The sequence below is a fragment of the Plantibacter sp. LMC-P-059a genome, from assembly GCF_030209505.1.
Lineage (GTDB): Bacteria > Actinomycetota > Actinomycetes > Actinomycetales > Microbacteriaceae > Plantibacter.
Genome location: NZ_JARVRZ010000003.1, coordinates 278511 through 302928, shown reverse-complemented (window position 1 = coordinate 302928; position 24418 = coordinate 278511). Strand labels below are relative to the sequence as shown.

21 protein-coding genes and 1 tRNA gene are annotated in these 24418 nt (G+C 69.8%); 5 read left to right on the top strand and 17 right to left on the bottom strand.

Annotated features, from left to right (window positions below; translation table 11 throughout):
* Nucleotides 1-58: 58 nt before the first annotated feature.
* The 7 genes from QRN27_RS08665 to QRN27_RS08635 all read right to left on the bottom strand — a co-directional run bounded on the left by QRN27_RS08665 (nt 59) and on the right by QRN27_RS08635 (nt 7132).
* A complete protein-coding gene (locus QRN27_RS08665) occupies nt 59-544 on the bottom strand; it encodes a Cg1360 family ATP-synthase-associated protein (protein ID WP_285041795.1) in 486 nt (161 codons plus the stop codon).
* Nucleotides 541-1806, bottom strand: coding sequence for an MraY family glycosyltransferase (locus QRN27_RS08660; protein ID WP_285041793.1), 1266 nt, complete (start codon nt 1804-1806; stop codon nt 541-543). The genes QRN27_RS08665 and QRN27_RS08660 overlap by 4 nt, the downstream gene beginning before the upstream one ends.
* The gene (locus QRN27_RS08655; protein ID WP_285041791.1) at nt 1803-2471 is read right to left on the bottom strand and encodes an L-threonylcarbamoyladenylate synthase; all 669 of its coding nucleotides are present in this window, start codon (nt 2469-2471) and stop codon (nt 1803-1805) included. The genes QRN27_RS08660 and QRN27_RS08655 overlap by 4 nt, the downstream gene beginning before the upstream one ends.
* Nucleotides 2472-2544: 73 nt before the next feature.
* Nucleotides 2545-3531, bottom strand: a complete 987-nt coding sequence (locus QRN27_RS08650) for an MraY family glycosyltransferase (protein WP_285041789.1) — start codon at nt 3529-3531, stop codon at nt 2545-2547.
* Nucleotides 3528-5348, bottom strand: coding sequence for a polysaccharide biosynthesis protein (locus QRN27_RS08645; protein WP_194670560.1), 1821 nt, complete (start codon nt 5346-5348; stop codon nt 3528-3530). Before QRN27_RS08645 ends, QRN27_RS08650 begins: the two co-directional genes overlap by 4 nt.
* A 12-nt stretch (nt 5349-5360) precedes the next feature.
* Complete coding sequence (locus QRN27_RS08640) at nt 5361-6338, bottom strand: NAD-dependent epimerase/dehydratase family protein (RefSeq protein ID WP_285041785.1); 978 nt, start codon at nt 6336-6338, stop codon at nt 5361-5363.
* On the bottom strand, nt 6335-7132 hold the full coding sequence (locus QRN27_RS08635) for a glycosyltransferase family 2 protein (protein ID WP_157580028.1): 798 nt from the start codon (nt 7130-7132) through the stop codon (nt 6335-6337). The genes QRN27_RS08640 and QRN27_RS08635 overlap by 4 nt, the downstream gene beginning before the upstream one ends.
* A gap of 123 nt (nt 7133-7255) precedes the next feature.
* Between QRN27_RS08635 and QRN27_RS08630 the strand changes: the two genes are divergently transcribed.
* Nucleotides 7256-7894 carry an HAD-IA family hydrolase gene (locus tag QRN27_RS08630; protein ID WP_285041783.1) on the top strand — a complete coding sequence of 213 codons (639 nt, stop codon included), beginning with the start codon at nt 7256-7258 and terminating at the stop codon, nt 7892-7894.
* A gap of 105 nt (nt 7895-7999) precedes the next feature.
* Here QRN27_RS08630 and prmC read toward each other — a convergent pair whose 3' ends face one another.
* Nucleotides 8000-8908, bottom strand: coding sequence for a peptide chain release factor N(5)-glutamine methyltransferase (gene prmC, locus QRN27_RS08625; protein WP_285041781.1), 909 nt, complete (start codon nt 8906-8908; stop codon nt 8000-8002).
* Between the two features lie 162 nt (nt 8909-9070).
* On the opposite strand from prmC, the gene cysK reads away from it, so the two are divergent.
* The 3 genes from cysK (at nt 9071) to QRN27_RS08610 (ending at nt 12224) form a co-directional block, all read left to right on the top strand.
* Nucleotides 9071-10009 (top strand): cysteine synthase A, encoded by a 939-nt coding sequence (gene cysK, locus QRN27_RS08620; RefSeq protein WP_285041779.1) that lies wholly within the window; start codon nt 9071-9073, stop codon nt 10007-10009.
* Between the two features lie 9 nt (nt 10010-10018).
* Nucleotides 10019-10585 carry a serine O-acetyltransferase EpsC gene (gene epsC / locus QRN27_RS08615; RefSeq protein ID WP_285041777.1) on the top strand — a complete coding sequence of 189 codons (567 nt, stop codon included), beginning with the start codon at nt 10019-10021 and terminating at the stop codon, nt 10583-10585.
* Between the two features lie 82 nt (nt 10586-10667).
* Nucleotides 10668-12224 (top strand): ABC-F family ATP-binding cassette domain-containing protein, encoded by a 1557-nt coding sequence (locus QRN27_RS08610; RefSeq protein ID WP_285041775.1) that lies wholly within the window; start codon nt 10668-10670, stop codon nt 12222-12224.
* 166 nt (nt 12225-12390) lie between these two features.
* Here QRN27_RS08610 and prfA read toward each other — a convergent pair whose 3' ends face one another.
* The 9 genes from prfA to QRN27_RS08565 all read right to left on the bottom strand — a co-directional run bounded on the left by prfA (nt 12391) and on the right by QRN27_RS08565 (nt 24207).
* On the bottom strand, nt 12391-13470 hold the full coding sequence (prfA, locus tag QRN27_RS08605) for a peptide chain release factor 1 (protein WP_194670567.1): 1080 nt from the start codon (nt 13468-13470) through the stop codon (nt 12391-12393).
* 110 nt (nt 13471-13580) lie between these two features.
* A complete protein-coding gene (gene rho, locus QRN27_RS08600; RefSeq protein ID WP_285041772.1) occupies nt 13581-15839 on the bottom strand; it encodes a transcription termination factor Rho in 2259 nt (752 codons plus the stop codon).
* Between the two features lie 232 nt (nt 15840-16071).
* Nucleotides 16072-17028, bottom strand: coding sequence for a homoserine kinase (gene thrB / locus QRN27_RS08595; RefSeq protein WP_285041770.1), 957 nt, complete (start codon nt 17026-17028; stop codon nt 16072-16074).
* Between the two features lie 65 nt (nt 17029-17093).
* Entirely contained in the window at nt 17094-18413 is a 1320-nt protein-coding gene (locus QRN27_RS08590; RefSeq protein WP_056781793.1) for a homoserine dehydrogenase, read from the bottom strand.
* Nucleotides 18410-19816 (bottom strand): diaminopimelate decarboxylase, encoded by a 1407-nt coding sequence (lysA, locus tag QRN27_RS08585; protein ID WP_285041768.1) that lies wholly within the window; start codon nt 19814-19816, stop codon nt 18410-18412. Before lysA ends, QRN27_RS08590 begins: the two co-directional genes overlap by 4 nt.
* A gap of 321 nt (nt 19817-20137) precedes the next feature.
* On the bottom strand, nt 20138-20899 hold the full coding sequence (locus QRN27_RS08580) for an LmeA family phospholipid-binding protein (protein ID WP_285041766.1): 762 nt from the start codon (nt 20897-20899) through the stop codon (nt 20138-20140).
* A gap of 37 nt (nt 20900-20936) precedes the next feature.
* Nucleotides 20937-21521, bottom strand: coding sequence for a hypothetical protein (locus tag QRN27_RS08575; RefSeq protein WP_285041764.1), 585 nt, complete (start codon nt 21519-21521; stop codon nt 20937-20939).
* A gap of 118 nt (nt 21522-21639) precedes the next feature.
* Nucleotides 21640-23310 carry an arginine--tRNA ligase gene (locus QRN27_RS08570; protein ID WP_285041762.1) on the bottom strand — a complete coding sequence of 557 codons (1671 nt, stop codon included), beginning with the start codon at nt 23308-23310 and terminating at the stop codon, nt 21640-21642.
* A gap of 63 nt (nt 23311-23373) precedes the next feature.
* Nucleotides 23374-24207 (bottom strand): transglutaminase-like domain-containing protein, encoded by an 834-nt coding sequence (locus QRN27_RS08565; protein ID WP_285041760.1) that lies wholly within the window; start codon nt 24205-24207, stop codon nt 23374-23376.
* A 90-nt stretch (nt 24208-24297) separates the two neighbouring features.
* Here QRN27_RS08565 and QRN27_RS08560 point away from each other — a divergent pair.
* A tRNA-Arg gene (locus QRN27_RS08560) sits at nt 24298-24372 on the top strand.
* Nucleotides 24373-24418: the final 46 nt, after the last annotated feature.

Genomic DNA, 24418 nt, shown 5'->3' with positions numbered 1-24418 from the left:
GGGGACCACGGATGCCGCTCCCGGCATGCTCACGGCGGATGCTTCCCGCTTGCGGGGTTCAGCCCTGATCGGCGTCGTGCGGCGGCCCCTTCGGGAGGATGCTGTCCGACACGTACGGCACGCGCACCTTCGCGGCCACGACCGCGTCGATGACGAGCGAACCGACGACGCCGACGATGACGCTCCCGAAGAGGATCGGCGGGTTGACCCACGGCTGGTCCTTCAGGATGAAGCCGAGGACGAGGAAGAGGACGAACTTCACCAGCCAGCTGCCCATCACCACCCCGAACAAAATCCCGACGAAGAACTCCTGTCCGGACCAGCGATTGGCGAAGAGGATGCTCACCGAGGTGATGCCGAGGAAGACGAGGGCCATGGCCGTACCGATGAGCGCGCTCGTGAGCCCGCGGGTCCCGTCGACGCTCCACCCGACCACTCCCCCGACCACCGCGATGACGAGCGCGAGCAGCGCGCTGTACTTGAGGGCCGTGCTGAAGACCCGGTTGGCGCTCGAATGCGAGCCGGCCTTGGCGGGAGGAGTCATGGGTGCTGGTCCTTCTTGGCGAGAGAGTCGAGGGTGTCGAGGGTGTCGCCGCTCACGGGCGCCTCGGGGTCGCGCTGCCCGGAGGCCTCGTCGAGGCGATCGTACAGCGCGGACCCGGGAGCCCCGTCAGCGTCCGGCACCGCGCGCTGGGCGAGACGGTCGGCGCGCCGACGGCGGCCGAGGGGCAACAGGGTGAACACCGTGCACGTGAGGACGCCCACGGTGACGAACAGCAGGGCCATCCAGGACGGGACCGCGAAGAACGCGAGGCATCCGACGGAGATGACGACCGTCCAGCCGTAGAAGATGAGGACGGCGTGCACCTGGCTGTGTCCGAGGTCCAACAGGCGATGGTGGAGGTGCATCCGGTCGGCGCTGAACGGTGACTTCCCGGCACGGAGGCGCCTGAGCACCGCCAGGACGAAGTCCGCGAGCGGGACGACGAGGATCGCGAAGGGCAGGAGGATCGGGATGAACGCCGGGAGCAACTGGGTGCGCCCGAGGGCTGCCGGGTCGACCTGTCCCGTCACGGCTGCCGCAGACGTCGCCATGAGCAGTCCGACGAGGAGCGCTCCGGCATCCCCCATGAACAGCCGCGCGGGGTGCCAGTTGAGCGGGAGGAAGCCGAGGCAGGCCCCGACGAGGATGGCGGCGATCAGCGAGGCGAGGTTGAAGTAGTCGCTCGCTCCCGTCGACGTCACGAGCAACTGGGTGTAGACGAAGAACACCGTGTTGGCGATGATCGCGACGCCCGCCACGAGGCCGTCGAGGCCGTCGACGAAGTTGATCGCGTTCATGACGAGCACGATCGCGAAGACCGTCATCGAGAAGGACACCCAGGAGGAACCGACCGTCAACCCCCCGATCGGCAGCGAGTAGATCTGCACGCCGAGCCAGGCGACCAGTCCGGCCGCCATGAACTGCGCGGCCAGTTTGATCATCCAGTCGAGGTCCCACAGGTCGTCCGCGACCCCGATGCCCACGATGAACAAGGCTGCGCCGAGGATGGCGAGGACAGGCTCCGGGTCCGCGAACACGAGGTCGAAGAACGGCAGCTGCCAGGCGACGCCGAACGCGATGAGGATCCCGATGAACATCGCGACGCCACCGAGGCGCGGCGTCGGCGTCTGGTGCACGTCGCGCTCGCGGATCGGCGGGTGCAGACCGTACTTGACCCCGACGCGCCGGGCGAGGTGCGCGAACCCGAAGGTGATGCCCGCGCTCACCACGAGCACGATGAGGTACCCGGAGAACTGGTTCATCGCTCGCTGGCGTCCGGCAGGAGCTCCCCCACCACGTCGCGGATCGCCTCGCGGGAGACGGCGCCCTCGCGCAGGACGACGAGCCGCTCGTCAGCGGTGCCGAGGCGCGTCGCGTCGATGATGGTGGACGACACCTCGCCGCCGTCGCCGCCGTCGAGGTACACGGAGACCGAGTCGCCAAGCATCTCGAGCGCGGCCGCCGCCGACGTCGCGGCCGGCCTGCCGGTGAGATTGGCGGAAGAGACAGCCAGGGGGCCCGTGTCCTGGAGGAGTTCGAGGGTCACCGGGTTCGACGGCATGCGGAGCGCGACCGTCCCGGCCGTCTCACCCAGGTCCCAGGCGAGCGACGGCTGGGCTTCCAGCACGATCGTCAGGCCGCCCGGCCAGAACGCCTCGACGAGCCGGTGCACGGCGTCCGGGACGGACGCCGCCAGTGCCTCGAGCGTGTTCACGCCGGACACGAGGACCGGCGGAGGGGACTGACGGGTGCGCCCCTTGGCGTCGAGCAGGCGCTGGACGGCCGTCGGCGAGAACGCATCGGCCGCCAGACCGTAGACCGTGTCGGTCGGCAGCACCACGAGTTCGCCGCGTGCCAAGGCCGTCCGGGCCAGGCGCATCCCGGTGAGCAACTGCGCGTGATCCTGGCAATCGAAGGTCTGCGACATGAGCGTGGTCCTGGCTGGGCGGGGCCGCCGATCAGTGATCAGACGGCCGGATGATCGGGGTGACGACGCTCAATCATAGCCTCGGGCGTCGGACGAGCAGTCGAGGAGAGCCCAGGTAGGCGGCGAGGACGAGCAGGATCCCGAGGACGGCGAGCACCTGCAAGGGGAACGCCGCTGTCGCCACGACGACCCCGAGGAGACCGGTCGCGAGCGTCGCGACGCTGACGACGGCGGTGGACCCGAGGTGCCCGAGGCCGCCCGCGGCGAGACGCTGGTACACGTGGCTGCGGTGGGCTTCGTGCAGCGGCTCCCCCCGACGCCAGCGAGCGATGATCGTCGTCCCGGTGTCCGCCACGTAGACGAGTACCGGGCCGATCAGCGCGATGAAGGACACCCCGCTGAAGGCCGCGTAGACGGCGACCGCGACGAGGGATCCGCCGAGGAGATAGCTGCCGACGTCGCCGAGGAACATGCGTCGCTTGGCCAGGTTCCACGGCAGGAACCCGAGGAAGGCCGCCGCCACGACGAGTCCGGCCGCGGTCACGCCGGGGAGCCCGGCCGCCGCACCGAGGCCGGCGTAGAACCCGCCGACGACCGTGCCGTGCATCGAGGAGATGCCGTTCACGCCGTCCATGAAGTTCGCGATGTTCGTGTACGCGACGAGGGCGACGATGCCGAGGGGGATCCACCAGAACGACGCCGACATGGACACGACGAGCACCCACGTGGCGAGCAGGCCGAGGACCACCTGGAGGCCGAACCGGACCCGGACCGGGAGCCCACGAACGTCCTCGACGGCGCCGATCGCGGCGTTGAGGACCGAGATGCCGGCGACGATCCAGAGCGGCAGGCTCTGGAAGACCACGGCAGCCGTACCGAGGCCGACCGCGACCGCGATGGCCACACCGATGCCGCCGCCGCGGATGGTGGGTGTGACGTGCATCGAACGGTGGTTCGGGGTGTCGACGACCGAACGGTGGATGAGGATCGGGCGGATGACGAGTTGCGACAGCAGACTCACGACGAGCGCGACGACCCCTGCCAGCACGGCAGCGGTCATTGCACCAGGTGGTGCGTCTCGACGCAGTCCTCGGAGATCGCCTCGCGCCAGACCGCGATGTCGAGCAGGGCCGGGTCGAGCGGCTGGATGCGCGTGTGCGAGACCTTCGGGTGCTTGGAGCGGTCGGCGATCTCGTCGGTGTCGATGAGGACCTCGTGCAGTTTCTCACCGTGCCGGAGACCGGTGTACACGATCTCGACGTCCTTCCCGGACGCGGCGATCATGCGCTTCGCGACGTCGAGGATGCGGACCGGTCGTCCCATGTCGAGGATGAGGACCTCTCCCGGGTCGCCGATGGCGCCAGCCTGGATGACGAGCTTCGACGCCTCGGGGATCGTCATGAAGAACCTTGTGACGTCGGGGTGCGTGACCGTCACCGGGCCACCGGCCTCGATCTGCGCGGTGAACGCGGGGATCGCGGAGCCACGGCTTCCGATGACGTTGCCGAAGCGCACGGACAGGTAGCGGGAGTCGGTCTCCTGCGCGCTCATCCAGGCGGTGAGCTTCTCAGCGATGCGCTTGCTGTACCCGAGCACGGTCGTGGGGTTCGCCGCCTTGTCGGTGGAGATGTTGACGAAGGTGCCGACGCCGACGGCCCGCGCGGCGTTCAGGACGTTCAGCGTGCCGAGCACGTTGTTCTTCCACGCCTCGTCCGGGTACTGCTCGAGCATGGGCGCGTGCTTCAACGCCGCCGCGTGGAACACGACGTCCGGGCGGCGGTCCTCGAAGACCTCCAGCAGGGAGGGGAAGTCGCGGATGTCGGCGAGCACGACCTCCTTCGTGTCGAGCAGACCGTGGCCGGAGATCGAGAGCTGGGTGGTGTGCAGACCCGTCTCGTCGCGGTCGAGGAGGACGAGTTCGGCCGGGCCGAACTGGTTGACCTGGCGCGCGATCTCAGACCCGATGGATCCGCCGGCACCCGTCACGAGGACCCGCTTGCCCGTCAGGTAGCCGGCGATGCTCTCCACCTGCAGGTCGACCGTGTTGCGGCCGATGAAGTCCTCGACGTTCAGGTCGCGGAGGCTCGGCGCGCTTTCGGCGGTGCCCGGCGCGAGCATCGTGTCGATGGGTGGGACCACCAGCACGCGGAGCCTGGCCTCGTCGGCCCGCTCGCTGACCTGGCGGATGAAGTCGTTGTCGACGTCGGCGATGCTGATGATGATGGCTTGCGCTCCGGTGCGCTTGACTGCCGCCACGAGGTCGGCGCCGGTGCCGACGACGGCGACGGAGGCGATGCGGAAGTTGCGCTTCGAGGGGTCGTCGTCGATGACGCCGACCGGCAGGTACGGCGACTGCGGGTCGCGCATGAGGCGCGGGATGATCGACATGCCGAGCGCGCCGGCCCCGTAGACGAGGACCCGCTGTGCCTCGATCGGGCGACTGCGGCTGTCGACGAAGAGCCGTTTGACGTACCGGGTGATGCCCATGAACACGATCGCGAACGGGAAGGCGATGACCGTGGTCGACCGCGGGACCCCCCAGGCGACACCGAACACGGCGTTGACGGCGACGAGGATCGCCGTGACGATCAGGGCGACGACGATCAGTTGTTTCGCCTCGTAGAAACTGCCGAAACTGTGGAGCCCGTGGTAGTAGCTCCACAGGTAGGCCACCACGAGCTGGGCGACCACCGCGATGACGCACAGGGCGACCGTGCCGACAAGGGCGACCCGCTCGTACTCGAGTTCGAATCGGACCAGCTGGGCCACCACGATGGCGAGGACCCAGCACAGTGCGTCGAGGGCCGTCTTCGCCGCGAAACGGGGACCGGGCGCCTGTGTCCATCTACGGGGGGCGTCGGGGAGAGTGGGGGTCATAACCTGTCAATCCTACCGATCGTCGGCTTCGCGTTGGCTGCGGACGGGCTGCGCGTCGGCGGGGTCGCCTGGGCGTGCGCGCTCCGCGGCGAGCGCCGCGATCGAGGCCCGGAGGCCGTCATCGGTCGCGACCGGCATGCGCTCGCGGCCGAGTGCGGCGAGCAGACGGGCGCCGGAGACCCGGTAGTCCTGGGTGAGCTTGCCGAGGCGAGCGGTGTTGAGGGGCACGGCGGGGACGCGGTCCCCCACGGCGGCCGCGAGGCGGACGAGCGCGGGCGGCACGGCGAGGCGACGCACCCGGCGACCGGTGACCTCGCCGATGAGGGTGACGAGATGCCCCGTCGAGACGGCTTCGTCGTCGGCGACGAGGTAGACCCCCGTCGGTACCGTCGGCGTCCCGATGATGCTCGTGATCGCCCACGAGAGGTTCTGGATGGACACGAAGCTGCGCGCGTTGCGGAAGGCGTCGAGCGGGTACGGGATGCCTCGGGACAGCAGCCCGAGCAGCAGGCGGAGGTTCCCCTTGTCTCCTGGGCCGTGGACCATCGTCGGCCGGAGGACGATCGTCCGACGCCCTGCCGGGGGGTCGACCGCGAGCAGCAGACGTTCGGCCGCGAGCTTGGACAAGCCGTACGGGGTCGTCGGGCGGGGGTCCGCCGACTCGTCCAGCACACCCTCCACGCTCGTCTCGTTCACCGCTGCGACACTGCTCAACTGGATGAACGTGGACGCGTCCGAGGCGAGGAACGCCACGTAGGCGCGCTCGGCGAGGTCCGTGTTGATGCGGCGGTACACCTCGGGTCCGGCGGTGCCGTCGAGGTCGTGTGCCTTCCCGGCGAGGTGCACGACGACGTCGATGCCGGCCGGGAAGGGCTCCCCCGTCCATCCGCGCAGGGAGAACGGCACGACCTCGTGGCCCGCGTCCTCGAGGACGGGGACGAGGTTCGTCCCGATGAAGCCGGTGGCACCGGTCACGAGTACGCGACTCATCGGCCGAACCACCCCCACGTGCGGAAGTACACGAAGGCACCCTGGATCGAGTACCACATGAGTTTCCGGTTGTGGTGGGATCCCTTCGCGAAGTGATGGTGGATCGTCGCGCCCGGGTAGTACGCGGTGCGGGACACCTGGAGGAACCGTCGCGTGAGGTCGGCGTCCTCGATGTACATGAAGATGCGTTCGTCGAAGAAGCCGACGCGGTGCAGGGTCGAGGTGCGCAGGAACATGAAACAGCCCGAGAGGTACGGGACGTCGAACATGGTCTTGTCGTAGTCGTGCGCCGGGTTCTCGTCGATGTCGCGGTACTCGTACCTGGCCATGCGCTTCGCGACCAGGGGCTTCAGCGGACCGGGCAGGAACCGGCGGGCGAACAGGTCGAAGACCGAGGGGTTGCGCTTCACCAGGTACTGGAGCGAGCCGTCCGGGTACAGCACCTTGGGCATGACATGACCGACCTCGGGGTGCTCGAGCATGAACTCGTACAGCTCCTCGATCGCCGACGGCTCGAAGTAGACGTCGGGGTTGACGACCATGTGGAACTTGGAGCGTCCGAGGACCTTGGCGATCGCGATGTTGTGCGCGGCGCCGAACCCCGGGTTCGACGGGTTGTGCAGGTACTCGATGCGCGGGTCGTCGGCGAGGTCGCGCAGTTCGTCCGTCGGGGAGTTGTCCACGAGGTACAGCGTCTCCACCAGGGGGCTTCCGAGGGTCGAGCGGATGGCCGCACGCAGTTTGTCGCGATCGTTCTGGTACATGACGATGCACCCGGTCACTGGACGGTCCACGGTCCACCCTCTCCGGCAGCGGGACGGCACCGCCGAGACACGACGGACGTGGGCCCGGCGCGCGTCGTCAGTCTACGTGCTGCCCGGTCGTGGCCCGGGAGCCGACGGCCGCATACTGGAGAGGTGCCAGAGCGTGTGTTCTTCTTCGACTGCGACAAGACCCTCTACGACTACGACTTCCGGAAGCGCCTCCCCGCGCTCGCCCGCCTGACAGGCGTCAGCCAGTACCGTCTGGCGAAGCAATGGTGGGTCGGCGGACACGAGGCCGCGGCCAACATCGGCGAATACCCGACAAGCGACGACTACTTGGCCGTGTTCGCCGAGGTGACCGGGTACCCGCTCTCGCTCGACGAGTGGCGGGAGGCCAGGGCCGCGGCCATGACACCGGTGCCCGGCGCCCTCGCGACCCTCCGACGCGCCGCGTCCCTCGGGACCGTCTCCCTCCTGTCGAACAACCCGATCCCGTTCCGCGACTCCTTCGCGCAGCTGGCTCCGGAGGCGGCTGCCGTCCTCGGCGAGAACGACCTCGTGTCCGCCGTGCTCGGCGCCGAGAAACCGGAGCCGCGGATCTACACGCGGGCGCTCAGCCGCTACGGCGTCGCTCCCGAGCGAGCGATCCTCATCGACGACTCCGCCGCGAACTGCGCGGGGGCGACCGCCGTCGGCATGCACGCCTTCCACCTGACGAAGGACGCCTCAGGCGCGTTCGACATCGCGGGACTCGATGCGGCGGTCGACGCGTTCGTGGCCGCCACGCCCTGACACTGACCGCCCTTCGACAGGCTCAGGGACCGGAAGCGGCTCAGGGACCGGAAGCGGCCCAGGGACCGGAAGCGACTCGGAGACCGAGAGCTCGTGAGCGCCGGGTCAGCGGATCGCGATGGTGGTGCGGTCGCGCGTGGTGAGGTCGCGGTGCGTCGCCGCGGCGTTCCAGCCGTCGGCGGTGAGGAGTTCCCGGATCGCCTGCCCCTGGAGTTCTCCGTGCTCGATGATGAGCGTGCCGCCGCGATGGAGCAACCGCTTGGCCGTCGTGGAGACCTGTCTGACGACGTCGAGGCCGTCAGGACCGCCGTACAGGGCGGCGGAGGGATCGTGGAACCGGACCTCCGGATCGCGCGGGATCGCATCGTCAGGGACGTACGGCGGGTTCGAGATCACGACGTCCACCATCCCGTCGAGCTCGTGGAAGGCGTCGGCGAGGTGTTCGAACACGACCGTCGCGTTGTCGGCGGCCGACTCGGCGAAGTTCTGCTTGGCCCAGATGAACGCCTCGACCGAGTTCTCGGTCGCGTAGATCGCGGCGTTCGGCACCTCCGTGGCCATGGCGAGCGCGATGGCGCCACTGCCGGTGCCGAGGTCGACGCCGATGGGACGTGGGATCGGGACGGCCCGGAGCGCGTCGATCGCGAACTGGACGACGGACTCCGTCTCCGGCCTCGGGACGAAGACGCCCGGGCCGACCGCGAGCTCCATGGAGCGGAACGCCGCCCGACCGGTGATGTGCTGCAGCGGCTCACGTGCCGCCCGACGTTCGACGAGCTCGACGAACACCGTGCGCTCCTCGGCGTCGAGGACCCGCCCGGTGATGGCCGCGGCCTGGACGGCCCCACGGCCGAGCCCGAGCACGTGACCGAGCAGCAGCTCGGCGTCGACGTCGGGCGACGGGACCCCCGCACGGGCGAGGATCTCGACGGCGTGCTGGCGCGCGAGTTCGACGGTCGCGGGGTGACCGCCGGACGGGCTGTCGGCGGGAACGGCGGGAGGGGTGCTGGGCATGAGCGAGGTCATCTATTGGGGTGGCCCTGGTCGGATGGGCCGCACCGAGCCTACCTCACAGCCTCGTCGTGGCCGTCGGCCGTCCGGACCCACGTCACACAGGAGGAGCGCCGTCTCCCACGACGTAGGCTGAACCGACCCCGAACGAGGAAGAGGAACACCGTGGCAGGCACCGTCTACACCGACATCACGAAGGCCTATGGGCGGACCCCGCTCGTGCGCCTCAACCGGATCGCCGACGGCGTCGGCGCGACCGTGCTCGCGAAGCTCGAGTTCTACAACCCGGGGTCGAGTGTGAAGGACCGCCTGGGCATCGCCCTCGTCGACGCGGCGGAGGCCTCCGGGCAGTTGCAGCCCGGCGGCACCATCGTCGAGTCGACGAGCGGAAACACCGGAATCGCCCTCGCCCTCGTCGGCGCGGCCCGCGGGTACCGGGTCATCCTCGCGATGCCCGCTTCCATGAGCAAGGAGCGCCGCATGCTCCTCCGGGCCTACGGGGCGGAGCTCGTCCTCACCGACCCCACCAAGGGCATGGCGAACGCCGTCCAGGAGGCGCAGCGCATCGTCGACGAGACGCCGGGCGCGGTCTGGGTCCGCCAGTTCGAGAACGAGGCGAACCCCGCGATCCACCGCCGGACCACCGCGCCGGAGATCTGGGAGGACACCGGCGGGACCGTCGACGCCTTCGTCGCCGGCATCGGCACGGGCGGGACGATCACCGGCGTCGGCCAGTGGCTCCGTGAACGCAACCCGGACGTCCAGATCATCGCGGTGGAACCCTCCGACTCCCCGCTGCTGAGCGAGGGCCGGGCGGGCGGGCACAAGATCCAGGGCATCGGGCCGAACTTCGTCCCCGACATCCTCGACACCTCCCTCTTCAGCGAGGTGATCCCGGTCGAGACCGACATCGCCTACGCGACGGCGAGACGCCTCGCCACGGACGACGGCATCATCGGCGGCATGTCCGCCGGCGCCGCCGTCTGGGCGGCGCTCGAGGTGGGCCGCCGACCGGAGATGGCCGGCAAGACCATCGTGGTGATCATCCCCGACGCCGGGGAGCGCTACCTGTCGACGGCGATGTACGACGACCTCCGCGAGTAGGCTCGACCCATGGGAATGCTGTCGCGGGTCCGCGAGGACATCGGTGCGGCACGAGCCCATGATCCAGCGGCCCGCGGCAGCCTCGAGATCGCGCTCAGCTACGCCGGGCTGCACGCCGTGTGGGCGCACCGGGTGAACCATCGTCTGTGGCGCCGCGGCTTCCGGAGCCTCGCCCGCTTCGGTTCGCAGTTCGCCCGCTTCCTCACCGGGGTCGAGATCCACCCGGGCGCCCGCATCGGTCGGCGGTTCTTCATCGACCACGGCATGGGTGTCGTCATCGGCGAGACCGCCGAGGTCGGCGACGACGTCATGATCTACCACGGCGTCACCCTCGGCGGGAAGAGCCGCGGATCCGGCAAACGGCACCCGACGATCGGCGACGGGGTCGCCGTCGGAGCCGGGGCGAAGATCCTCGGGCCGATCCGTATCGGAGCCGAGACCATCGTCGGTGCGAACGCCGTCGTCACCAAGGCCTGCCCGCCGCGCAGCCTGCTGCTCGGCGTGCCGGCGGTCGAACGGCCGCGCGGCAGTGGAGCGCATGGTCTCGCACTCCTCGACCCCGAGTACCACATCTGATCACGCTGAGCCGTCAGGCTCCTCCCCCGGCGTCCGGCGCCTTGCCGCGTCCCGCCGCACCCACGCACCTCGAGAGGGCACCATGAGTCTCATCCGTCTGCACGACGTCACCGTCCGCTTCGAGGACCGCCCGGTCCTGCGCGACGTCTTCTTCCGTCTCGAACCCGGCGACCGCGTGGGACTGATCGGGCGGAACGGTTCCGGCAAGTCCACCCTCCTGAAGCTCGCCCTCGACCAGATCCAGCCTGACTCCGGCACCGTGACCATCGAGGACGGCACACGGATCGGGTACTTCTCACAGTTCTCAGAGCTCGACGGCAGCGCCACCATCACCGAGGTCCTCGAAGGACTGTTCGGGCACATCCACGCGATCGAGGGGGAGCTCGCGTCGATCGACGCAGCGATCGCCGCAGACCCGAACGACCTCGACGGCATGACCAAGCTCATCGAACGCCAGGCCGAACTCTTCGAGGAGATGGAGCGACAGGACGGCTGGGACTACCAGCGCCACATCGACACCGCACTCACCACCCTCGGCTTCGACGCCACACGCCGGGTGCTGCCCATCGACGCGCTGTCCGGCGGGTGGCGGAACCGCGCGGCCCTCGCCAAGATCCTCCTCGAACGCCCGGATGTGCTCCTGCTCGACGAGCCGACGAACTTCCTCGACGTCGCCGGCGTCGAGTGGCTCGAGTCCTGGTTCGGCTCGTTCCGTGGCGCGGCCATCGTCGTCTCGCACGACCGGACCTTCCTCGACGCCGTGGTCACCCGCATCGTCGAAGTGGAGAACTTCCACCTCCACGACTACCCCGGCAGCTTCGACGAGTACGTCGTGCAGAAGCAGTTCCGGCTGAAGAGCCTCGAGGCCCAGTTCGTCCACGAGTCGGAGCTGCTCGCGTTCGAGGCCGAGGGCATCTCGGATCGCCGGGAAGCGGCGAAGGCCGCCGGCAAGAAGGACCTCTCCTCCCAGCTGGCGAAGATCAAGAAGGCCAGGCCGCCGCGCCCCGTCGACGACATCATCACCGACATCTACGGCGGTCTGCACATCAAGGACACACTGTGCCGGATCCAGGGGCTCACGAAGGCCTACGGCGAGCACACCCTCTTCGACGGATTGGACCTCGAGATCGGACGCCGCGAACGGATCGTCGTCCACGGACCCAACGGCGCCGGCAAGTCCACCTTCCTCCGCATCCTCGAGGGCGACGAACGCCCGGACGCCGGACACGTCACCTGGACCGGCGGGGTCCGGTACGCCTCGTACAACCAGATGGTCGACGACCTCGACCTCACCGACACCGTCGCGCACGCGGTCGGCGCCATGCCGGACAGCCTCGCGTTCGCCGCCACGAAGAAGTCCGTGAACCGCTTCCTCGGGATGTTCCAGTTCTCCGACGCCGACCTCAAGCAGAAGATCGGCATGCTCTCCGGCGGTCAGCGCGCCCGCGTGGCGATGGCGCAGTGCCTGCTGTCAGGGGCGTCGGTGCTCCTCCTCGACGAGCCGACGAACCACCTCGACCTCGCGAGCACCCAGGTGATGGAGCGCGCCCTCGTGCACTTCCCCGGCGCGATCGTGGTGGTCAGCCACGACCGCTTCTTCGCCGACAAGGTCGCGACGAAGCGCCTGCGCATCGGCTGAGCGCCGCGTCCTTCGACAGGCTCAGGGACCGGAGTGGCCCTTCGACAGGCTCAGGGACCAGGGTCAGGACCGCCCTTCGACAAGCTCAGGGACCGGAGTGGCCCTTCGACAGGCTCAGGGACCAGGGTCGGGACCGCCCTTCGACAAGCTCAGGGACCAGATGTGGTCAGTCCTGGTCGCCGATGTCGGCCAGTCGGGCCTCTTCGTCGGCGCTGATCGCCGATTCGATGATGGGCCCGAGGGCGCCGTTCATGACCCCGTCGAGGTTGTAGGCCTTGTACCCGGTCCGGTGGTCGGCGATCCGGTTCTCCGGGAAGTTGTACGTGCGGATGCGCTCGGAGCGGTCCATCGTCCGGATCTGCGTCTTGCGCTTCGCGCTGTCGAGGGCGGCCTGCTCCTCCTGCTGCCGGGCGAGGATACGGGCGCGCAGCACGCGCATACCGGCCTCACGGTTCTGCAGCTGGCTCTTCTCGTTCTGCATGGAGACGACGATGCCCGTCGGCAGGTGGGTGATGCGCACCGCGGAGTCGGTCGTGTTGACGGACTGTCCGCCCGGACCGCTCGAGCGGTAGACGTCGATCTTCAGGTCGTTCTGGCTGATCTCGACCTCCTCGGGCTCGTCGACCTCGGGGAAGACGAGGACCCCCGTGGTGGAGGTGTGGATACGGCCCTGGGACTCGGTCGCCGGGACACGCTGCACGCGGTGGACGCCACCCTCGTACTTGAGGTGCGCCCAGACGCCCTGCGAGGGGTCGGTGGCGTTCGACTTGATCGCCACCTGGACGTCCTTGTAGCCGCCCAGGTCGCTCTCGGTACGCTCGAGGAGCTCCGTCTTCCATCCCTTGGACTCCGCGTAGTGCAGGTACATGCGCAGCAGGTCCGCCGCGAACAGCGCGCTCTCCGCGCCGCCCTCGCCGCCCTTGATCTCCATGATGACGTCGCGACCGTCGTCGGGGTCGCGCGGGATGAGCAGGCGGCGCAGCTTCTCCTGGTTGGTGACGAGCAGTTCCTCGAGGACCGGCACCTCCTCGGCGAACGCCTCGTCCTCCTTGGCGAGCTCCCGAGCGGCGTCGAGGTCCTCCTGGGTCGACTGCCACGTGTGGTAGGCCGCGATGATCTTCGACAGCTCGGCGTACCGGCGGTTGATCTTCTTCGACCTCGCGGGGTCGGCGTGCACCGCCGGGTCGGCGAGCTGATCCTGAAGATCCTTGTGCTCGGCGACGAGCGTCTCAACTGATTCGAACATCGTTCACTTCCTTCATCACCATCATGCGGCACCGGGGGCGAAACAGGACCGACCCCATCCGTTCCCGGCGCCCTGAGGGCTCCGGGAACGGATGGGGTCGGTCGGGACCGCTAGCGGTGGTTGTTCTCGTGTCCGTGGCTGTGCGAGGTCGGTGCGGGCATCGACTTCTGCATCTGGACGAGGAACTCCACGTTGGACGTGGTCTCCTTGAGCTTGCCGAGGACGACCTCGAGGGCCTGCTGCTGGTCGAGGCCGGCGAGGGCGCGACGCAGCTTCCAGGTGACCTTGACCTCGTCGGGGGCGAGCAGCATCTCCTCCCGGCGGGTCGAGGACGCGTTGACGTCCACGGCCGGGAAGATCCGCTTGTCGGCGAGCTGGCGCGAGAGGCGGAGCTCCGAGTTGCCGGTGCCCTTGAACTCCTCGAAGATGACCTCGTCCATCTTGGACCCGGTCTCGACGAGTGCCGTCGCGAGGATGGTGAGCGAGCCGCCGTTCTCGATGTTGCGCGCGGCACCGAAGAAGCGCTTCGGCGGGTACAGCGCCGCGGCGTCGACACCACCGGAGAGGATCCGGCCCGAGGCGGGGGCCGCCAGGTTGTAGGCACGGCCCAGACGCGTGATCGAGTCGAGCAGCACTACGACGTCGTGACCGAGCTCCACGAGACGCTTGGCGCGTTCGATCGCCAGTTCGGCGACCGTGGTGTGGTCCTCCGCCGGGCGGTCGAAGGTGGAGGCGATGACCTCGCCCTTGACCGTGCGCTGCATGTCGGTGACCTCTTCGGGCCGCTCGTCGACGAGCACGACCATGAGGTGGACCTCAGGGTTGTTGATCGAGATGGCGTTCGCGATCTGCTGCAGGACGATCGTCTTGCCGGCCTTCGGCGGCGCGACGATGAGGCCGCGCTGACCCTTGCCGATCGGGGCGACGAGGTCGATGATGCGCTGCGTCAGCTTGTTCTGCTCCGTCTCGAGACGGAGGCGCTCCTGCGGGTACAGCGGCGTCAGCTTGCCGAACTCCACTCGCGTGCCGGCCTCGTCGACGGACAGACCGTTGACCGAGTCGACCTTGACGATGGCGTTGTACTTCTGGCGGCTGCTGCTGTCGTTGTCGCGCGGCTGGCGGATGGCGCCGACGACGGCGTCGCCCTTGCGCAGGTGGTACTTCTTCACCTGACCGAGGGAGACGTAGACGTCGTTCGTGCCGGGCAGGTAGCCGGAGGTGCGCACGAAGGCGTAGTTGTCGAGCACGTCGAGGATGCCGGCGACCGGGATGAGGACGTCGTCCTCGGAGATCTCGGGCTCGACGTCGTCGTTCTGCACGGAGCCACGACGCTTGCGGTCGCGGTAGCGGCTGCGGCCACCGCGCCCTTCGGCGTCGTCGGCCGGAGCGCCCTGGTTCCCCTGGTTGCCGCGGTTCTGACCGGGCTGCTCCTGCTTCGCTTCGGCCTTCTGACCGGCGTCGGCGTTCTGGTTGCCGTTGTTCTGGCCACCGTTGTTCTGCCCGCCGTTGTTCTGGTTGCGGCCTCGGCCACGACCACGGCGTCCGCCGGAGGACTGACCGTCCTGCTGCTCGGCGTCCTGGGTCTGGGACTCGTCGGAGTCCGTGCCCGCGGCGTCGTCGTCGGTGGCGTCCTGCTCGGAGGCGTTCTGGGCGGCGCGGTTCTGCTCGCCACCACCCTGCTCGGCGGGGTTCTGCTCGACGTCGTCCGTGTTGCGGTCGCGATCGCGGCCACGGCCACGGCGGTTGCCGCGCGAACGCCTCGGGGTCTGTTCGGGCGTCGCCTCGTCGGCGTCGCTCGACTCGGAGGTTCCGGCGGAACGGTCGTCGCGCGACTCGGCGGCGTCGGCCTCGACGGGCGCGGAGGGCTGCGAGTCGTCAGACTCCGCCGGCGCTGCCGACTCGGCAGGGGCGGTTGCGGCGGGCGCCTCAGCGACCGGCGCCTGAGCGACCGGCGCCTGTGCGGCGGGCGCCTCGACGACGGGCGCGCCGACGATCGGGGCGGCGTTCGGCGCGACGGTGGCCGTCGTGGCACGACGCGACTTGCGACGCGCCGGCGGGGCCGCCTTCTCGGCTCCGAAGGCCTGGTCGAGCGCGAGGTCGAGCTCGGGCAGCTTGGACTGCACCGGCGCCTCTGGGGCGACCTCGAGCGCGGAGACCGACTCGATGACGTCGGACGTCTCGGTGGTCGCCGCGGCGGTGTCGGTGCTGTTCTGGATGGTCTGGATGGCTTCGACCAGTTCGCCCTTGCGGAGCTTCGAGGCTCCGGCCACTCCGAGAGCGGCGGCGAGACGCTGGAGGTCGGCGACCTTCAGTGTCTTCGGGTCGGCATCCAGCGAGACGCCGGAGGCGCCTTCGTTGACGTCTGTCACGTGTGTCTTCCTTCCCTTGCGTCGAGACAGAGCTGTCTCGCGCAGGCGGCGATCGCACCGGAATCCTGTGCGGCGGGTGGGTGATGTTCACACGACGCAGAGCCTGTGCGGATAGCCCGGTGCGACGATCCGGCGGAGCGATGCTCAGCAGGATGGAAACACGGTGGGACCCGAACAGACGCGATCAATTGGTGCGAAAGCGATGATTGTGCGGAAATGCCCCGGAAGCCGGTTACGCCGAAGAGGCGGGGCGGGCCGGGTGCCCTCCTACTGTAGCACCCTTGAAGTCGACCGCGAGCATGAGCGACTGCCACGGGGTGGCGGAGTGCTCGGCGACGAGGGCGGTGGCTTCGAGCCGGCGACCCGGGTCGTCCGCGAGGACGAGGATCGACGGGCCGGCGCCGGAGACGACGGCGGCGAAGCCGTGCTCGCGCAGCATCGTGATGAGGCTGTTCGTCTCGGGCATGGCCGCGGCGCGGTAGCTCTGGTGCAGGCGGTCCTCGGTGGCCGCGAGCAGGAGCTCCGGGCTCTGGGTGAGGGCGGCGACGAGCAGGGCCGACCGGGAGACGTTGAACGCGGCGTCGGCGTGCGGCACGTTCGCCGGCTGCAGGCTTCGGGCGAGTTCGGTCGACATGGTGTGCTCGGGCACCAGCACGAGCGGTGAGACGCCACGGTGCACGATCAGCTTCTTGTGCTGGGGACCGTCGTCCGTCGTCCACGCGATCGTGAGTCCGCCGAACAGCGCCGGGGCGACGTTGTCGGGGTGGCCTTCCATCTCCGTGGCGAGCCGGAGGAGGTCGTCGGGGCCGAGTTCGACCTGTCCCTCGAGCAACCCCTTCGCCGCCATGATGCCGGAGACGATCGCGGCACCCGATGACCCGAGACCGCGACCGTGCGGGATCACGTTCCGAGCGACGACGTCGAGACCCGGCAGCTCCCGGCCGTAGGCGCGGAGGGCGTGCGCGATCGCCGTGATGACGAGGTTCGTCTCGTCGGTCGGGACCTCGCCGGCTCCGACGCCGATCACCTCGACGAACACGCCGGGCTCCTCGCGGACGGTGACGGTCAGCTCGTCGTAGAGCGCGAGCGCGAGTCCGAGCGTGTCGAACCCGGGGCCGAGGTTCGCGGTGGTCGCGGGGACCTTGACGGTGACGGTGCGCCCGATCTCCAGTGTGTCGGAAGAGCTCATACGGTGGCCTGCAATCTGAAGAGGGGTCGGGGTTCGACGCGGTCGGGGGTCGTGCTGCTCGGCACCTACTCGGCTCCTTCGACCCGGAGCACGGACACGACCCGCTCGACATGGGCGTTCGAGGCGAGCTGCTCGACGGTGGCCGCGAGGGCCGATTCGAGCGCCCGGTGGGTGCCGATGACCAGGGTAGCGGTCGACAGCGTGCCGTCCGAGGAGGCCACGGACTGCTGGAAGGTCTCGACCGAGACGCCACCGTCGCTGAGGATCCCGGCGACGGACGCGAGGACACCCGGCTCGTCGGCGACCTCGAGGGTCACCTGGTACCGGGTGGTGACGCGACCGATGTCGAGCACCGGCAGGTCCGCGTGGGTCGACTCGCCGACACCCGGTCCACCGGCGACGTGTCGCCTCGCCGCCGAGACGAGGTCGCCGAGCACCGCCGAGGCGGTCTCCTTGCCGCCGGCACCGGCGCCGTAGAACATGAGGCTGCCGGCGTTCTCGGCCTCGACGAACACCGCGTTGTTCCCGCCGTGCACGGCGGCGAGCGGGTGCTCGCGCCCGATGAGCGCGGGGTAGACGCGGGCCGACAGCCCCTCCTCGCCCGTCGTCTCGTCGACGATCCGTTCGGCGATCGCGAGCAGCTTGATGACGTAGCCCTCGCTCCGCGCGAGGTCGACCTGCGCCTTGGTGATGCCCGTGATCCCCTCGCGGTGGACGGCCTCGACGGGCACGGTGGTGTGGAAGGCGAGACTGGCGAGGATGGTCGCCTTCTGGGCGGCGTCGTAGCCCTCGACGTCGAGGGTCGGGTCGGCTTCGAGGTAGCCGAGCTCGCTCGCCACGGCTGCAGCCGCCTCCATGGTGTCGCCGAAGCGGTCCATCCGGTCGAGCATGTAGTTGGTGCTGCCGTTCACGATGCCGAGCACCCGGTTGATGCGGTCGCCGGCGAGGCTCTCGCGCAACGGGCGGATGATCGGGATGGCAGCCGCGACCGCCGCCTCGTAGTAGAGCTGCGCGCCGACCTGCTCCGCGGCGTCGAAGAGCTCGGGACCGTGGGTCGCGAGCAGCGCCTTGTTGGCGGTGACGATGTCGGCACCGGCGTTGATCGCCTGCAGGATGTGGCTCCGCGCCGGCTCGATGCCGCCGATGAGCTCGATGACGATGTCGGCGCTCAGGATGAGCTGTTCGGCATCGGTCGTGTAGAGCTCCCGCGGCAGCTCGACGTCCCGTGGGGCGTCGACGTCGCGCACGGCGATGCCGATGAGCTCGAGGCTCGCTCCGGCGCGGGACGCCAGCTCGTCGGCGTGCTCGAGCAGGAGGCGGGCAACCTGCGAGCCCACCGAGCCGGCGCCCAGCAGGGCCACTTTCAATCCGCGGTATTCGATCATTCCGTGTCCAATCCCGCATCGCGGCTGAGGAGGTCGTGCTCGGTCTCGCCGCGCACGATGATGCGGGCCTCACCGCCTGAGACGGCGACGACGGCCGGGCGACCGAGGTAGTTGTAGTTGCTCGCCAAGGACCAGCAGTAGGCGCCCGTCGCCGGGACGGCCAGGAGGTCGCCGTCGCGCACGTCGGCGGGCAGGTAGTCGGCGTTCACGACGATGTCGCCCGACTCGCAGTGCTTGCCGGCGATCCGGACGAGCGCTGGGCCCGCCTCGCTCACCCGGTCGGCGATGCGGACCGTGTAGTCCGCGCCGTACAGCGAGGGACGCGCGTTGTCGCTCATGCCGCCGTCGACGCTGACGTAGCGGCGCACGGCCGTCTCGCCCTCGTCGTTCCACGCGACCGTCACGTCCTTGATGGTGCCGACCTCGTACAGCGTGATGCCGGGACCGCCGATGATGGCGCGACCCGGTTCGAACGCGAGCTTCGGGATCGGGACGCCGTGGAGCTCGGCGGCGGTCCGCACGCCGGCGAGGATGTCGGCGGCGAGCTGCTCGATCGGCGTGGGGTCGTCCGCGCTCGTGTAGGCGATGCCGAAGCCGCCGCCGAGGTTCAGCTCGGGCACGGGTCCGGTCTCGAGCAGGCGGGCGTGCACGGCGAGGAGCCGGGCGGCTGACTCGGCGAAGCCGTCCGAGCCGAAGATCTGCGAGCCGATGTGGCAGTGGAGCCCGAGGAAGTCGAGTGAGGCGTGCGAGCGGATCCGTGCCACGGCGTCGGCCGCGTCCTCGAGGGGCAGTCCGAACTTCTGGTCCTCATGCGCCGTCGCCAGGTACTCGTGCGTGTGCGCGTGGACACCGCTGTTGACCCGCAACCGGACGGACTGGACGCGGCCGGCACGCTCCGCCGCCGCGGCGACCCGCTCGATCTCGACCAGGCTGTCGATGACGATGGCACCGATCCCGACGCCGACGGCGCGCTCGATCTCGGCGACGGACTTGTTGTTGCCGTGGAAGCCCAGCCGGGCGGGGTCGGCCCCGGCGGCAAGAGCGACGGCGAGTTCTCCCCCGCTGCAGATGTCGATGCGGAGGCCCTCCTGCGTCATCCAGCGCGCGACCTCGGAGGACAGGAACGCCTTCCCGGCGTAGTAGACGGCGACGCTCGTCCCGTGAGCGGCCGCCTCACGTTCGAAGGCCTCGCGCAGGCGACGCGCCCTGGCCCGGGCGTCGTCCTCGTCGACGACGTACAGCGGCGTCCCGAACCGTCGACGGAGGGTGTGCACGTCGACGCCGCCGACGCGCAGGACGCCGTCGGCGTCGCGCTCGGCCGAGGCCGGCCACACGGCCGGGTCGAGGGCGTTGGGGTCGACCGGCTCGGCGAGCCAGTCAGGGGCGAGGGGGTTTCTGGCCACGGGGTTGTCCTGAGTCCTGGTGAGCGGAAGAGGAGGTTCTCGTTGGGCGAGCGGACCCGGTTTGGCCCCTGAAGCACCGATTTGGAGAGCACCGATGAAGGTGGGTGCATGCGTCCCGGGGCGGGTTTCCCGGTCGGCCGCATCCATCGCCGCCCGGTTGGAACGACTGAGGTGGAACACGGGCCTTCCGGCCCGACGGCACACGTCACCGCCCGGTCGGAGCAGTGGGTGTGCAGAAAGTCTAGCGAGCCGCCAGGGCTCCTGCAGCATCGTGACGTCGCACCGCTTCGCCGAGGGCGCCGTGGGCTCGCGATGCGACGATCACCGGCAGCTGCCGAGGGTCTGCAGGGAGGCCTCGTCGAGGCGGAGCGTCGTCGAGGTGAGGGTGGCCGTCGCCGCTTCCGGGGTCACCGCGAGCCGGTCGAGGTCGACGCCCTCCGGCAGGTACTGGGCGACACAGATGCTCGGCGGATCACCCTGCAGGAATCCGGTCACGAGGGCTCGCAGGTCGATCACACCGAGGAACCCCGTGTCGACGTTCACCGACGTCGGCATGAGGTTCACCCGCTCGGCCGTGGTGGTCGGCGCCACGGAGAAGTCGTACGGGATCGTGAACCCGAGCACGGTCGCCTCGCCCGCGTACCCGACCTCGTCGTCCCCCAGGGTGAGCGTGCCGGGGAGCCCGGCGGTCTTGGAGAGCGCGGCGGCTCCGTCCGCGTCGATCCGGATCGTCGCCACCACGCGGCCGATGGTCTGCTTCGGATCGAGCGGGACCGCGTCCGCGCTGACCCGGACGTCCAGCGGGATGCCGTCGACGCTCGCGCCCGGCGCCCGCAGGTCCACGTGCTCGAACGTGCCGGTGAGGTACTGGGCGATGACCGAGGCCCCGCCGATCGACACGGCGACGTCGGCGTCGACGCCCTCGGGCAGGCTCTGCTCGATCTGCGCTGCGACGCGATCCTCGGCGACGCCACGGACGATCGTGTCGGCGATCAGGAACGCGCCGACGAGGACGACGATCACGCCGATGACGACGACGATCGGAACCCAGGGACGCCTGCGCTTTCGAGACGGTGCACTCATGCTCCGAGCGTAGCGAACCGTCACCTCCGGGCAGGCGTCAGCACAGCTGGTCGAGCTCAACCTCCGCCGTGTCCAGCACGCGGCCGCTGAACCGTTCCCACTCGTTCGCCGAGGTCGGGTGGAAGGCCGCCAGGGTGTACCCCTCGAGCTCCGTGAGGTTCGCGTCCTCCAGCGATCCCTTCGCGACCACGTCGGCGGAGGTGAAGGCCGCCCGGAGCGGATCACCCGGGATGATGAAGGCCGGCGCGACCGTCTTGCCGCCGTCGCCGGTGACGACGACCGCGAGCGCGTCCGGCAGCTGGAGCGTGCTCGCCCCCACCTCCTGCAGTTCGATCTCGAACGGCGCGCACTGGAATGCCGGCGAGACGATGTTCTGGAGGTAGTCCATCGTGCCGACGCTCCCCGCGTGCAGCCCGTCCGGGAACCGCAGACGGATCGAGACGCCCGAGCCCTCCGCACCGAACGGCGCGAAGGCACGGAGGTCGACGGCCGAGGACGGCGAGGTGCCACCGGGCGTCGGGGTGCCGGACGCGTCCGGGCCCGGGCCGACGCAGCCGGCGCTGGACAGGACGGCCAGGACCGCCGCGACGGTCAGGATCGGGCGGAGCCTACGAGGATGCATGCTGCCACGGTATCGGAGCGTCCACCTCCCGCTCGGCACGTGCATCAGCGGACCTGACGCGCGCAGGAACGCCCCCGAGGGACGGTCCTCCGCGCGCCGAAGCCCTGCCGCGGTGACGCTACATGCGCTCCGGTGCCGAGACGCCGAGGAGGGCCAGGCCGTTGCGGATGACGGTGCCGGTGGCGTCGTTCAGCCACAGTCGCGTGCGGTGGAGGTCGGTCACCGGCTCCTCGCCCATCGGGACGACCCGGCAGCTGTCGTACCACTTGTGGTACAGGCTCGCCGTCTCCTCCAGGTGGCGCGCGACCCGGTGCGGCTCGCGCAGCTGCGCGGCCTGCGCGATGATCCGCGGGAACTCCTGGAGCACACCGAGCAGCGCGGACTCCGTCTCGTGCGCGAGCAGCTCCGGAGCGAACACACTGCGGTCGACGCCCGCCGAAGCCGCGTTGCGCGCCACCGAGCTCGTCCGGGCGTGCGCGTACTGGACGTAGAACACGGGGTTGTCGTTCGTGCGGCTGCGGAGCTGCTCGGGGTCGAGGGCCAGCGGCGAGTCGGCCGGGTAGCGACCGAGCGAGTACCGCAGGGCGTCCGTCCCGATCCAGGCCTGCAGGTCGTCCAGCTCGATGATGTTGCCGGCACGCTTCGAGAGTCGGGCGCCGTTCACGCTGACGAGCTGGCCGATGAGCACCTCGATGTCGCGGTCGGGGTCGTCTCCCGCGGCACCCGCGAGGGCCTTGAGCCGGTGCACGTACCCGTGGTGGTCGGCACCCAGCAGGTAGACCTTGTGCTGGAAGCCGCGGTCGCCCTTGTTCAGGTAGTACGCCGCGTCCGCCGCGAAGTAGGTGTAGACGCCGTTCGAGCGACGGATCACGCGGTTCTTGTCGTCGCCGAAGTCCGTCGTGCGCACCCAGACGGCACCGTCCTCGTCGAAGACGTGCCCCTGCTCGCGCAGGCGGTCGACGGCCTGGTCGATGAGGCTGGTGCCGTCCGCATCCGTCGCATGGAGCGTGCGCTCGCTGAACCAGACGTCGAAGTGGACGTTGAAGCGTTCGAGGGACGCTCGGATCTCCCCGAGCTGGAGGGCGTAGGCACGCTCACGCGCGACCTCGCGGGCGTCGGGGCGCTCGAGCAGGTCGGGGATCTCCGCCAGCACGGCCTTGGCGAGGTCGCCGATGTAGGCACCCGGGTAGCCGTTCTCCGGCGTCGGCTCGCCCTTCGCCGCGGCGAGCACCGAGTCGGCGAAGGTGTCCATCTGGTTGCCGGCGTCGTTGATGTAGTACTCGCTGACGAGGGTCGCGCCGGACGCGCCGAGCACGCGGGCCAGGGAGTCGCCGAGGGCGGCCCATCGCGTGTGGCCGATGTGGAGCGGGCCCGTGGGGTTCGCCGAGACGAACTCGATGTTGATGGTCTGGCCCGCGAGGCTGTCGTTGCGCCCGAAGGCGTCGCCGGCGTCGACGATGACCTTCGCGAGCGCACCCGCGGCGGCGGCGTCGAGCCGGACGTTGATGAACCCGGGACCGGCGACCTCGACCGAGGCGACACCGTCGACCTGGACGAGCGCGTCGGCGAACTCCTGCGCGAGCTCGCGCGGGTTCGCGCCCACCCGCTTCGCGAGCTTCATCGCGATGTTGCACGCCCAGTCGCCGTGGTCGCGGTTCTTGGGCCGCTCCAGCACGACGTCGTCGACCGACACCACGACCTCCTGGTCGATCCCCGCCGCCTCGCGTCGTCGTTCGACGATCGGAACGACGATGGCGTGCAGGGCGGAGGCGAGGTCTTCAGGAGTCACGAGGAGCGATTCTACCCGGGCTCCCGGCGGGAGCGGCACGGGCCCGCCCGCCGGAACGATGCGTCAGGCGAGCACGACCGGCTGTGAGGGATCGTCGGTGGGCAGGTCGTCGATGAGCGCGTCGATCCGCATGTCCTCGACGGTCACGTTGCCGTGGTGGTTGCTCAGCCACGCGACGTCCGCCGCGTCGCGGCCCGTGGCGATCCTGACGAGCGACTGGCGCGGAGCGAGCCCCGTCGCGTCGACCACGTGCCAAGCGCCGTCGACGAACCCTTCGGCGACGGCGTGGAAGTCCATCGGCACGAGGCCCGGGGCGTACACGGCCGCGTACCGCGCCGGGATGTCGAGCGCTCGCAGCATGGCGATCGTCAGGTGCGCGAAGTCCCGGCAGACCCCCTGGCCGCCGGCCAGGGTCGAGACCGCGCTGTCGGAGACGGTCGTGGAACCCGAGACGTAGGAGAGGTGACGGCCGACCCACGCGGCGACCCACGGCAGGATCTGCAGGCCGCCCGACACCGTGCCGTCCTCGTGCAGACGACGGTGCTCGAGCAGGTATCCGAGCTCGGAGCGCGCGAGCGAGAACAAGGCGTCCGACTCGCAGTAGCGGCTCGGACGGAGGGCCGTCACCGTCTCCAGGGGGTCGACCGCTCGCGGCACCGCCTGCCCGACGACCACCGCCTCGTAGTCGACCTGCAGGCGTCCCGGCTCGGCGATCACCCGGTGGAGCCGGGTGTCGTCGGGGCCGAGGATCTCGGTGACGGCGCACGGGCCGTCGGAGGAGCGCACCTGCAGCCGTTCACTCGCCAGTGGGGTACCGCCGGCGACAGCGATGGAGAAGATGAGGTCGGCTCGATCGTGCACCCGCAGATCGAGCGACGCGGTCAGGGTGCGCTGCATGTGCCCATCATCCCACGCGGTCACGAGCATCCACCCCGCGTCGCTCCGGTTCCGGCGATGGCCTCGACTCTGGTAGCTTGGACACGTTCCGCCTTCGTAGCTCAGCGGAAGAGCGCTTCCCTCCGGAGGAAGAAGTCGCTGGTTCGAATCCAGTCGAGGGCACCATCCCATCAGGCACGACGCCGTCCGCCCGCGCGGACGGGTCACTCCG

What these genes read in the sequence shown, in the direction of transcription:
- QRN27_RS08665 (WP_285041795.1), bottom strand. Translation starts at nt 544, where the DNA reads ATGACTCCTCCCGCCAAGGCCGGCTCGCATTCGAGCGCCAACCGGGTC.
- QRN27_RS08660 (WP_285041793.1), bottom strand. Translation starts at nt 1,806, where the DNA reads ATGAACCAGTTCTCCGGGTACCTCATCGTGCTCGTGGTGAGCGCGGGC.
- QRN27_RS08655 (WP_285041791.1), bottom strand. Translation starts at nt 2,471, where the DNA reads ATGTCGCAGACCTTCGATTGCCAGGATCACGCGCAGTTGCTCACCGGG.
- QRN27_RS08650 (WP_285041789.1), bottom strand. Translation starts at nt 3,531, where the DNA reads ATGACCGCTGCCGTGCTGGCAGGGGTCGTCGCGCTCGTCGTGAGTCTG.
- QRN27_RS08645 (WP_194670560.1), bottom strand. Translation starts at nt 5,348, where the DNA reads ATGACCCCCACTCTCCCCGACGCCCCCCGTAGATGGACACAGGCGCCC.
- QRN27_RS08640 (WP_285041785.1), bottom strand. Translation starts at nt 6,338, where the DNA reads ATGAGTCGCGTACTCGTGACCGGTGCCACCGGCTTCATCGGGACGAAC.
- prmC (WP_285041781.1), bottom strand. Translation starts at nt 8,908, where the DNA reads ATGCCCAGCACCCCTCCCGCCGTTCCCGCCGACAGCCCGTCCGGCGGT.
- epsC (WP_285041777.1), top strand. Translation starts at nt 10,019, where the DNA reads ATGGGAATGCTGTCGCGGGTCCGCGAGGACATCGGTGCGGCACGAGCC.
- QRN27_RS08610 (WP_285041775.1), top strand. Translation starts at nt 10,668, where the DNA reads ATGAGTCTCATCCGTCTGCACGACGTCACCGTCCGCTTCGAGGACCGC.
- prfA (WP_194670567.1), bottom strand. Translation starts at nt 13,470, where the DNA reads ATGTTCGAATCAGTTGAGACGCTCGTCGCCGAGCACAAGGATCTTCAG.
- thrB (WP_285041770.1), bottom strand. Translation starts at nt 17,028, where the DNA reads ATGAGCTCTTCCGACACACTGGAGATCGGGCGCACCGTCACCGTCAAG.
- QRN27_RS08590 (WP_056781793.1), bottom strand. Translation starts at nt 18,413, where the DNA reads ATGATCGAATACCGCGGATTGAAAGTGGCCCTGCTGGGCGCCGGCTCG.
- QRN27_RS08580 (WP_285041766.1), bottom strand. Translation starts at nt 20,899, where the DNA reads ATGAGTGCACCGTCTCGAAAGCGCAGGCGTCCCTGGGTTCCGATCGTC.
- QRN27_RS08575 (WP_285041764.1), bottom strand. Translation starts at nt 21,521, where the DNA reads ATGCATCCTCGTAGGCTCCGCCCGATCCTGACCGTCGCGGCGGTCCTG.
- QRN27_RS08565 (WP_285041760.1), bottom strand. Translation starts at nt 24,207, where the DNA reads ATGCAGCGCACCCTGACCGCGTCGCTCGATCTGCGGGTGCACGATCGA.